Raw genomic sequence first — 11,036 nt, 5'->3', positions numbered from 1 at the left:
CTCCAGTTGTTGGTGAACTTCACTTTGCGGCTCATCGCCTGCTGCCCTCTGTGCAAGCGTGCTTCGTGCTGCCTGAAGCTGTGGAGCGGCTTGATAAACGAGCCGTCTGAGAGTGTTGCGAACCGTTTGACACCCATGTTGATACCGACTGCGCCGCCTTGCAAAATGAGCGGCTCAACCTCGCGCTCGGTCTGGATGCTCACAAACCACTTGCCACACGATTGGCGCACGGTGACGTTCTTCACCACACCCAATACCTCGCGGCTGTTGCGGTGGCGTATCCAGCCGAGCTTGGGCAGGAACAGACGGCTGTTGGTTTGGTCGAGTTTGCTCTGTTTTGGATTTGGATCGGGATAGCGGAAGCTGTCGGACCGGCCTTTCTTCTTGAAACGTGGGCCGTGGGCAGTTGGCCCGCTTGGCGAAGAAGTCACTGTAGGCCTGCTCCAGGTCTTTGAGCGCCTGTTACAGCGGATGCACCGGCGCCTCCGCCAGCCACTGGGTATCGGTGCTGTTCGCCACTTGGTGAGCGGCCCGATATCCAAAAGCGTTACTGGAAAGGCGTGCTGTGGTCGCCGGCCTACTTTGCTTCAAGCTGTCATGGCTAAACTTCCCCCTGCCACCGTGGCTGCCATCTCCCGGAGCAGATCTTCGGTTTCGGCCCAACCGATACAACCATCGGTAATAGACACGCCATGTTTCAAGGGAGCCCCTTCACACCAGGTTTGCTTGCCGGGGTTGAGATTACTCTCCAGCATCACTCCCATTAAGGCCCGCTGACCGGCTTGATACTGCCGCAGCACCTCCCGACAGACGGATCCCTGGTTGCGGTAGTCTTTGTGGGAGTTGTCGTGAGAACAGTCCACCATCACGGAGCGCGGGATCCCTTGATCCTTCATCAGGAGAGCAGCACGGGCTACATCTTCCGGGCTGTAGTTGGTTTTGCCCCCTCCCCCCCGCAAAACGATGTGCCGATCCGGGTTGCCCGTGGTTTTAATCAGGGCAGTCATGCCATCCTGTCCGATCCCGAGAAAACTGTGGGGGTGGCTGGCAGAAAGAATGGCATTCAGGGCAATCTGCAGGCGACCATCCGTACCATTTTTGAAGCCGACGGGCATAGAGAGGCCGCTAGCCATTTCCCGATGGGTTTGGCTTTCAATCGTTCTAGCGCCGATAGCTGCCCAACTGACCAAATCGGCGGTGTATTGAGGAGTAACTGGATCCAACATCTCGGTGGCACAGGCCAGGCCAATCTCATTCACCCGCAGCAGAATCGAACGGGCCAGTCTCAAGCCGGTGGCAATATCGCAGGAGCCATCTAGGTGGGGATCGTTAATCAAGCCCTTCCACCCCACGGTGGTGCGGGGTTTCTCGAAGTAGGTGCGCATCACAATCACCAGGTGCTCCTGGGTTTGATCCGCAACCTGCTTGAGACGATGGGCATACTCCAGGGCTGCGTCCGGATCATGAATGGAGCAGGGGCCGACAATCACCACCAAGCGATGGGGATCCCGTCCATGAATAATATCGCGGATGGCTTGCCGGGTAGAGAGCACGACTTTGGCTGCCGTTTCTGTGAGGGGGAACTCCGACTTGACCAGGCTAGGGGCGACCAGAGGTGTCACCTCTTGGATATTGCAGTTGTCGGTTTTGGGGAGCATGGATTTGTCCTTCATGAAGAGCATGGATGAATGGAGCAGGAATCAGACCATCAAAAAAGCCCTGGCACCAGGCTCAGGGCTTCGGGACTGACTTAGGTAAACTTTGGCTATCGTTTACGCGCCACCCACCTGCCCTGGACTCTGCCAGGGGAAGGTAAAGTAGCCAAAGTAAGCAGCACGCAACGACATGAGGAGGGAGAACCGAAAATCTCTACGGCGTGATTATACCCGAAAAAGACTCAGACTTACACCCAAGAGAAGGTTAAATCCTGCCCCAAAAATGCCAGCTCAACCCAGATTTCGGCAGGGCTCTGCCTATGCTGCCTAGAAATGGTGATGATGTGGCGGCGGGTCAGGGTATCTCAAGCTTAAGTTGGATCCAAAAAGGGCTTGGCAATTCGATAGCCACACTGATGTTCACCCTTCACCTGCCAGTTGATGCGCTCCACGCGGCAATCAGGTAGAGCCAGGGCAAACATTTCCAACTCATATCCACAGACACTGGGAAAGGTTTGCGCCACCTGAGCAATGGCGCAGTTGTGCTCAACTAAAATGTATTGCTCTGACTGTTCAGTCAAGCAAGGGTAATACTCGGCCATGTACCCTTCCGACTGGCGTAACTCCACCAGGCGCTCGACTCGTTCCCGCAGGGATCCCGAGCCTATTCGAGAGCGGTACTCCTGAGCCTTGCGCTGCCACTGCTGCTGCAAAATGGATCCCATCTGTTCGGATCCCACCGTTTCTGCCAAGGTTTTGAGGAGACCAAGGGCAAACTCATCGTAGCTGTCAGGAAACTGCTCTTCCCCCTGTGGACTGAGTTGGTACAGGTATTGTGGGCGCCCCAGTCCGTTTTGCTGAGGGATGTGAGCAATTAACCCTTCGGTCTCCAAATCTTTCAGGTGGCGTCGAATTGCCTGGGGAGAAATCTGCAGGTGTTCCGCCAGCATCTGGGCATTGGCATGGCCCGCTTTGCGCAGATAAATCAGGATAGCCTGCTTGCTGGAAGTCTGCTGAGTTGTCTTGTGCGTGCTGTTCACCTTCCCCCCTAGCTAATGGCTTGCCACCCTCAGGACAGCCCTGCCTACTTTGACAACAGGATCATTTCTAAAGTAACCTGAGGATGAGTTAAACAACAACCCTGTTGTTTTAATCTGCCGTGTAGCCTCGTCGCACCTTTCTCTGTCGCCCTTTAAGAGTCAAAATCCATGTCTACTAGTGTCCGCACCCTGGTTAATCAGCCTTACAAGTACGGGTTTGTTACCGACATTGCCTCTGATTCGATTGGTAAGGGGCTCAATGAGGAAGTGATTCGGCTGATCTGGGCCAAAAAGGGTGAGCCAGATTTTATGCTGGACTTTCGCCTGCGCGCCTACCGGCAGTGGTTAAAGATGAACGAGCCCACTTGGCCGAATGTTACCTATCCGCCCATCAACTATCAAGACATCGTCTATTACTCTGCTCCCAAGCTGAAGGAGAAGAAAAAGAGCTTGGATGAGGTGGATCCGGTTTTGCTGGAGACCTTTGAGAAATTGGGGATCCCTTTGTCGGAGCAAAAGCGGCTGAGCAACGTAGCAGTGGATGCCATTTTTGATAGTGTTTCAGTAGCCACCACCTTTCGGGAAAAACTGGCCAAAGTGGGGGTGATTTTCTGCTCGATGTCTGAAGCCATTAGGGAGTACCCCGAGCTGGTGCAAAAATACATGGGCAGTGTGGTTCCGATTTCCGATAACTACTTTGCTGCTTTGAACTCGGCGGTATTTAGCGATGGCTCCTTTGTATATATTCCCAAAGGGGTCCAGTGTCCGATGGAATTGTCTACCTATTTCCGCATCAACAATGGTGAGTCGGGCCAGTTTGAGCGTACCTTAATCATTGCCGATGAGGGCTCCTCTGTCAGTTACCTGGAGGGGTGTACTGCCCCTATGTTCGATACCAACCAGCTCCATGCTGCTGTAGTAGAATTGATTGCTTTGGACAATGCTGAAATTAAGTACTCTACTGTGCAGAATTGGTATGCCGGTGATGAAAACGGCAGAGGGGGTATCTATAACTTCGTAACCAAGCGTGGCCTCTGTCAGGGAGTGAACTCCAAGATTTCCTGGACCCAAGTAGAAACGGGATCCGCTATTACCTGGAAGTATCCCAGTTGTGTGTTGGTAGGGGAAAACTCCGTTGGTGAGTTTTATTCCGTTGCCCTGACCAACAATTACCAACAAGCAGATACTGGCACCAAAATGGTGCACATTGGTCGTAACACCCGCAGCAGGATTATTTCCAAGGGTATTTCGGCGGGACACTCTAAAAATAGCTACCGTGGCTTGGTGAAAATAGGACCAAAGGCAGAAAATGCGCGGAACTTCTCCCAGTGTGATTCGATGCTGATTGGGGATCAGTGCAGTGCCAACACCTTCCCCTACATTCAGGTGCAAAACAACAGCGCCAAGGTGGAGCACGAAGCTTCGACCTCTAAAATCGGCGAAGAGCAACTGTTCTACTTCCAGTCCCGTGGGATTGGTCTGGAGGATGCTGTTTCCATGATCATCAGTGGCTTTTGCAGGGATGTGTTTAACCAGTTGCCGATGGAGTTTGCCGTTGAGGCGGATCGCTTACTTAGCTTGAAGCTAGAGGGATCCGTAGGTTGAGAAAAGTCTTTGCTGCTGTGGAAACGTGCCTCCAAAGTTACAGGGCTAGCCAAATGCTCTTGGCTGCTCTCCCAGGGATGGAGAGTGGGTGGTGAAGGTTCCCCCATCTTTGAGAAGCTAAATCAGCCTGTAAACAAAGGTGAGACAATTGAGGAGCTACATCCGCGATTGAGGGTGAGGAGCTGGCCATGGGTGGTTTTTGGCAGGAGTTTAAGACGTTTCTTGACCGAGGGAGTGTCCTAGACTTGGCAATTGGAGTTGTTATTGGCGGTGCTTTCGGTAGGGTAGTCTCCTCTTTTGTGGTTGATCTGTTTACCCCAGTTTTAGGTTTGCTGATTGGTGGGGTGAACTTCCGCGACCTAGCCTGGAGAATTGGTGGTACTCCTGAAGCACCGCTGACGATTAACTACGGTAACTTTTTGCAGGCAGTACTTGATTTTGTAATCATCGCTTTTGCTATCTTTCTGCTGGTGAAAGCTTTCAACTCCATGCAGCGAAAAAAGGAAGAGGTGCCTGCTATCCCTTCACCCCCTCCACCAGAGGTAGTGTTGCTGACGGAGATTCGCGATCTTCTCAGTCGCGGATCTCGGTAAAGCTGAAGCGGGTGGGGATCCCTTGGTTCAAAAAATCCCTCAGGAACATCCCCCAACTCCAAATATCAATCTGAGAGTTCAACTATGATTAGTGAGAACAGTTCCCCAATTCTATCTGTACGAGATCTCACTGCTGAAATTGATGGCACCCCGATTCTCAGGGGGTTGAATCTGGAAATTCGCTCCGGTGAGATCCATGCCATCATGGGGCCGAATGGATCTGGAAAAAGTACCTTCTCCAAGATTCTGGCCGGCCATCCGGATTACACCGTTACAGGTGGGCAGGTGATCTACCTGGGGGAGAATTTGCTGGAGATGGAGCCTGAGGAACGGGCACGCAAGGGTGTGTTCCTAGCTTTTCAATACCCGATTGAAATCCCAGGGGTGAGTAATGTAGATTTTTTGCGCACTGCCTACAATGCTCGACAACAACATCGAGGCTTGCCCCAACTGGATGCTCTTGATTTTGATGAGTTCGTGCGAGAAAAATTGAGCATTGTCAAGATGGATCCCGCCTTTCTGGAACGGTCGGTGAATGAGGGATTTTCCGGCGGGGAGAAAAAGCGTAATGAGATTTTGCAGATGGCTATCTTGGAGCCAATCCTGGCTATTTTGGATGAAACGGACTCGGGTTTGGATATCGATGCCCTGCGGACGGTGGCCAATGGCATCAATTCTCTGTCCAAGGCTGACAATGCCATCTTGCTGATTACCCACTACCAGCGCTTGCTGGATTACGTTACGCCCGATTATGTGCATGTGATGGAAGCAGGACGGATTGTTACCAGCGGAGATAAGACTCTGGCTCTAGAGCTGGAAGAACGAGGCTACGACTGGATTCGCGATCAGGATCCGGCGGCATCCCTGACACTCTAGTTGGAGAGCACCTGATGAGCACCAACCTGCAAAAACCGCTCCCTGGCCGCCTGTTTCTGGATCATATTCTTGCCCAACTGCCGGATTTGCCGGATCCCTATTCTTCTCTCAGGGCCCAAGCGCGGGCCCAATTGGCGGAATTGGGGATCCCGACCACCCGTGAGGAGGACTGGAAATACAGCGATCTCTCGCCCCTGCTGGCCCATGATTTTCGGTTAGGCCGGGAGCTGAGCACCTCTGTCTGTGCCGCTGAGGTTGAACCCTATGTTTGGCCGGAAAGCCGTGGCAGTTGTGCCGTTTTTGTCAATGGCTATTTTGCTCCGCAGCTTTCTAATTTGAGTGCCCTGCCGCAACCTCTGCTGCTGGTGCCGCTGTCACAGGCGGATGCCAGTTGGTTGACAGCTCAGTTGCAAACCCTTGCCAGCGAAGATGTCTTTACCACTCTCAATACGGCTCACTTGGGGGATGTGGCCTGTATTCGAGTGCCCAAAGGCTGGCAGGATGGGCCGCCCTTGCAGCTACTGTATCTCAGTTTTGCCTCGGAGGCACAGCCGATTTTGGTCCAGCCCCGTTGCCTGTTGTTCCTGGAAGCCCATAGCCGGTTGACCCTGATCGAAGATTATGTGTCGCTGGGGTCGGGGATCCCCTTCACCAACGCGGTGACCGAGATCCACCTAGCCGACAACGCTCACTTGCATCACATCATTCTGCAAAGACAGGGATCCACCGCCTTTCAGATCGGCAAAACGGCTGTTCGCCAGAGCCGCGATAGCCACTACCGGCAGCAGGCTCTGCAGTGGGGATGCCAGTTTTCTCGCCACAACCTAGAAATTACCCAAATCGGATCCCAGGCCCATACGGACCTAAAGGGGTTGACCCTCTTGGGTGGATCCCAGCAGAGCGACACCTACTCCCGTCTGGTGCACCAAGTTCCCCATGGCAGCAGCCGCCAACTGCACAAGTGCATCGTGGATGGGTCTGCCCATGCTGTATTCCGGGGTCGGGTGTTGGTGTGTCAGGCGGCCCAGCTGACGGATGCTGCCCAGTCCAATCGCAATTTGCTGCTTTCCCCCAAGGCACGGGTAGATACGCAACCGCAGCTGGAGATCTTTGCCGACAACGTCAAGTGTACCCATGGGGCCACGGTCAGCCAATTGGAAACCGAGGAGATCTTTTATCTGCAAAGCCGGGGCATTCCTCAAGCACAAGCTCGACAACTGCTCACCTATGCCTTTGCGGCGGAAGTTTTGGCCGGGATCCCCTTAGCGACTCTCTCTCAAAAGTTGCCGCAATTGAACCCATTTGCCTAGGGAGATATTCCCCGAAACGGTTGTTACTTGCAAGAGCTTCCTGACCTGGCAAGTTAGGGATTTGTGGCTTTCCTTGTGCAGATAATCAGGTTGCGTCTTGCTGCAAATCTTGGGTTAGAAAGACTCAAATTACTGTGGAATAAGGGTTTGAGACATTGTCTTCACTGAGGAAATTGCCAGAATAAGAGTAGCCTTTACCCAGGCAATAGCCAGGCAATAGTATTACAAGAAGCTGGTGAATGAACAATGTTTTCCTCTCTTTTTACCCCACGTGCAGCTTGGACAGGGTTAGCCCTGTCTGGGGCTATGCTCGGCATTCACTGTCAGGTGGTCATGGCCGCCCCCTTCCGGGATACCGCAGGCCACTGGGCCCAGAGCTACATTCAGGCACTCTCCTCCCAGGGGGTGTTGAACGGGTTTCCGGATGGCACCTTTCGCCCCAACGAGCCGGTGACCCGCGCCCAATTTGCCACCATTGTCAATACAGCCTTTCGCCTCAGCAACACCAGTGGTACCTACATCGGCTTTCGGGATGTGCCCCCTAACCACTGGGCTGCCTATGCCATTTCCACCGCCGCCGCCAATAATTTGATCGCCGGTTTTCCCGATGGCACCTACCGCCCTGAGCAGCCGGTGACCCGCACCGAGTCTCTGGTGATTCTTACCAACGCCCTTGGCAACACCGGGGCCATTCCGGCCGCACAACCGGGCGATCTCTTCAGCCGCTACCGGGATGCTGCTGCCATTCCCGGCTGGGCCGTGTCCCAAATTGCCGCTGCCCATCGGGCGGGCTTGATTGTCAACTATCCTGACCCGATGCTCCTGGAACCCAACCGCCCTGCAACCCGAGCGGAGGTGGCCGCCTTTACCTACCAAGCCCTGGTTAATCGGGGATCCCTGGTGGCGCAAAATCCGGGCAGCTTTAACCCCTACAACTCTGCCCCCCAGGCGGGCTTTAACCTGCGCCTTTCTACCGTGGCGGCGGGCACCCTGATGCAAACCACCAGCACCTTCAATGAGCGTCTCTACATCGCCCCCAACGAAACCCGTCCCCTTTCTTTGATCGTCAGCAACCCCATCCGCAACGCTCAAGGAGAGATTGTGGTGCCCTATGGCTCACGGGTGGATGGCCGCTTTGAACCGGCTCCGGGGGGAACCCGCTTTGTGGCCGAAAGTGTGATCGTCAACAATCAGCTGTTTCCCTTGGCCGCTCAATCCGATGTGATTCATGACGTGAAGGATCCCCGCTACACCACCTCTGGCAAGATTCTCCAGGATGCGGCCATCGGTGCGGCAGCCGGAGCGATTCTTGGCTTGGTGACCGGAGATAACGCCATTGCCACCGAAGAAGTCTTGGCGGCAGGGGCTGCCGGTGCGGTGATCGGCAACGTGACCGCTCCACAGGTGGTGGTGGTGGATCCCAATCAGGTGATCGAGCTGCGCCTGACTCAGGATCTGGCCCTGACCCGACCCTAGGCTGACTTTGAACTCCTTTGACCCAAAAAGAGGGGAGCAATAGTAAGTAAATCAGTCGCTCTATCCCTACCAGGGGGATCCAGCCCGGCGCTAAAGTGAGGAAGGACACAAGGAGCAAGTGAGTGGCCAAGTCGGGATCCCATCTGCAGCAATTGGCTCATTACCTGCGCCCCTACTGGCGGCAAGTGGCGCTGGGGATTGGATCCCTGCTGCTGGTCAACGGCCTAGGGGTATTCTTACCCTGGTACGTCAAGCTGGTGATTGACGACCTGAGCCAGAACCTGGCAACTTTGCAGCCGCGGCGGATTTTGCTCTATGCCCTCACCGTGTTGGTCGTCTCCAGCCTGATGATGGGGATCCGCATCGCTTCGCGGGTGTGGATGTTTGGGGTAGGACGCCAGGTGGAGTTTCACCTCAAGCAAGCCATCTTTGAGCATTTGCTGACGTTGCAGCCTTCCTACTTTGCCCAACAGACCCTAGGCGATATCCTCACACGGATAACCAGCGATGTAGAAAATATCCGTCGCCTGCTGGGGTTTGCTCTGCTCAGCTTGGCCAATACCCTCTTTGCTTATGGCACCACCTTGCCGGCCATGTTTTGGATCGAGCCTCGCCTCAGTACTCTGGCCCTGTCGGTGTTTCCGGTGATGCTGGTGTTGGTGAAGCTCAGCAGTGCCCGGTTACAGCAGGAGCAACTGCAGGTGCAAGAGCGCTTGGCAGAGCTGAGTGACCTGATTCAGGAGGACATGAACGGCATCACCCTGATCAAGGTCTATGGCCAAGAACACCACGAACAAGCGGCGTTTCGTCGGCAAAACCAACAGCTGTTACAGGCCAACTTGCACCTAGCCCTGACCCGTAACCTGTTGTTTCCCTCTTTGGTGGCTCTGGTCAGCCTTAGTTTGTTGCTGCTGTTGGCGGTGGGGGGACCACAAATTGCTGCCGGTGTCCTGACAATCGGTGACTTTTCTGCCCTTACCCTCTACGTGGAGCGGCTGGTGTTTCCGACCGCTTTGCTGGGTTTTACCATCACGGCTTACCAACGGGGGCAAGTGAGCCTGGAGCGGATCGATGCCCTGCTCAGGGTTAAGCCCACGATTCAAGATGCGCCGACAGCTGTGGCGCTGCCGCTAGAACAGGTGCAAGGACGGATTGAAGCCCGCAGCCTCAGTTTCCAATTTCCGGGATCCCCTCAGCCAACCCTGGATCACCTGGAGTTTTGCATTGAGCCAGGGCAAATGGTAGCCGTGGTGGGGCCCATTGGCGCCGGCAAATCCACCTTGGCCAATGCCCTACCCCGTCTGTTGGAAATTCAGCCGGGGCAACTGTTTTTGGATGGGATCGACATCACCCGGATGCAGTTGGTCTCCCTGCGCCGCGCCATTGCTTATGTACCCCAGGAGAGCTTTCTGTTTAGCGCCACCGTCCGCGACAACATCCGCTACGGCAAGCCAGAAGCAGAAGATTGGGAGGTAGAGCTGGCGGCCAAAGCTGCCCACATTCACCCCGAGATCCTCAATTTTCCCAAGGGCTACGACACGCTGGTCGGGGAGCGCGGCATTACTCTTTCGGGTGGGCAGCGGCAGCGGGTGGCCTTGGCGCGAGCCTTGCTGGTGGATGCACCCATTTTGATTTTGGACGATTCTCTATCTAGCGTTGACAACCAAACAGCCCAATCGATTCTCTCCCACCTCCGCCGCACTACTGCCCAGAAGACGGTCCTTTTCATTGCCCATCGCCTGACGGCTGTTACAGAAGCCGATCAGATCCTGGTCATGGAAGGAGGACGGATCGTGCAGAGGGGATCCCATGCCGAGCTGCTGGCGGATGAAAGGGGCCTCTATGCCTCCCTTTGGGCCAAGCAGAAGCTGGAGGAAGTACTGGTTTGAAGGCTGAGAACCGCTTCTATGCAAAGCAACAGGTACAGTGCTCAAAAAGCTAGAGTTCTGCCGAGAAAAGTACTCAGTTTGTTGGGCTTTGTTGGCCTCGCGTAAAGATGTGAGCGAAGTAATGGGTGGTGCTAGGCCAGATCAGCCCTTGCTAGACGAGGGTTTCTCCCCAGCAGAGGCCACTTTGCTTCTGGATCTGTAGGGCCTTTTCCAGTTCTGCAGCGCTCACCAATCCAGCAGCCTGAAGGTATTCGCCCAAGCGTCGACAACCATAACGGTCTGATAGCGGTCTGAACTCCTCTGTTGTGGAGAGTTGAGACAAGTTTTGGGGTCTACTCACAGCTGCACAGGACAGACTTTGCACCTGTTCCCTGTTGCCGATTTTGAGCTAGCGAAGAGCGTAGCGAACACTTTTTGGGTTTTCAATTGTAAATTACCCGACACTTTCTGCGTTTCTTGTTTAGGCTCTCTCGAATGCCTGTCAAGTTCTCAAAAGCAAGGGCGGCTCCGATGTTTCTAGCATCCTCAACCAATCCCCTGCTGATGTTGTGGTTCAACCAAGTAGCCTATCTCCCTTCTCTGCCAGAGAGCC

Annotated in this window: 8 protein-coding genes and 2 pseudogenes; 7 read left to right on the top strand and 3 right to left on the bottom strand. The window is 54.5% G+C overall.

All coding sequences use genetic code 11. The features are described from left to right. Positions 1-504 (bottom strand): annotated as a pseudogene (locus Q0711_RS11435) (transposase); the annotation flags it as partial. A gap of 20 nt (positions 505-524) precedes the next feature. Here Q0711_RS11435 and Q0711_RS11430 point away from each other — a divergent pair. Beyond that, a pseudogene (locus Q0711_RS11430) lies at positions 525-605 on the top strand (IS200/IS605 family transposase); the annotation flags it as partial. Here the strand turns inward: Q0711_RS11430 and Q0711_RS11425 are convergent. Continuing rightward, entirely contained in the window at positions 588-1,658 is a 1,071-nt protein-coding gene (locus tag Q0711_RS11425; RefSeq protein ID WP_299042652.1) for a 3-deoxy-7-phosphoheptulonate synthase, read from the bottom strand. The pseudogene Q0711_RS11430 and the gene Q0711_RS11425 sit on opposite strands and share 18 nt — an antisense overlap. A gap of 368 nt (positions 1,659-2,026) precedes the next feature. Continuing rightward, a complete protein-coding gene (gene sufR, locus Q0711_RS11420) occupies positions 2,027-2,695 on the bottom strand; it encodes an iron-sulfur cluster biosynthesis transcriptional regulator SufR (RefSeq protein WP_299042649.1) in 669 nt (222 codons plus the stop codon). A 168-nt stretch (positions 2,696-2,863) separates the two neighbouring features. On the opposite strand from sufR, the gene sufB reads away from it, so the two are divergent. From sufB to Q0711_RS11390, 6 genes are all read left to right on the top strand, one after another. Then, the gene (gene sufB, locus Q0711_RS11415) at positions 2,864-4,300 is read left to right on the top strand and encodes a Fe-S cluster assembly protein SufB (protein ID WP_299042646.1); all 1,437 of its coding nucleotides are present in this window, start codon (positions 2,864-2,866) and stop codon (positions 4,298-4,300) included. Positions 4,301-4,488: 188 nt separating this feature from the next. After that, positions 4,489-4,893, top strand: a complete 405-nt coding sequence (gene mscL / locus Q0711_RS11410; protein ID WP_299042643.1) for a large-conductance mechanosensitive channel protein MscL — start codon at positions 4,489-4,491, stop codon at positions 4,891-4,893. Between the two features lie 84 nt (positions 4,894-4,977). Further along, complete coding sequence (gene sufC / locus Q0711_RS11405; RefSeq protein ID WP_299042640.1) at positions 4,978-5,769, top strand: Fe-S cluster assembly ATPase SufC; 792 nt, start codon at positions 4,978-4,980, stop codon at positions 5,767-5,769. A gap of 14 nt (positions 5,770-5,783) precedes the next feature. Continuing rightward, positions 5,784-7,079, top strand: a complete 1,296-nt coding sequence (gene sufD / locus Q0711_RS11400; protein WP_299042639.1) for a Fe-S cluster assembly protein SufD — start codon at positions 5,784-5,786, stop codon at positions 7,077-7,079. A 246-nt stretch (positions 7,080-7,325) separates the two neighbouring features. Beyond that, complete coding sequence (locus tag Q0711_RS11395) at positions 7,326-8,555, top strand: S-layer homology domain-containing protein (RefSeq protein ID WP_299042636.1); 1,230 nt, start codon at positions 7,326-7,328, stop codon at positions 8,553-8,555. Positions 8,556-8,677: 122 nt separating this feature from the next. Then, complete coding sequence (locus Q0711_RS11390) at positions 8,678-10,444, top strand: ABC transporter ATP-binding protein (protein ID WP_299042633.1); 1,767 nt, start codon at positions 8,678-8,680, stop codon at positions 10,442-10,444. Positions 10,445-11,036 lie beyond the last annotated feature (592 nt).

It is taken from the genome of uncultured Thermosynechococcus sp. (assembly GCF_937958135.1).
Classification (GTDB): domain Bacteria; phylum Cyanobacteriota; class Cyanobacteriia; order Thermosynechococcales; family Thermosynechococcaceae; genus Thermosynechococcus.
Note: the sequence above shows the minus strand (reverse complement) of the source record. Positions and strands in the feature narration are given on the sequence as shown.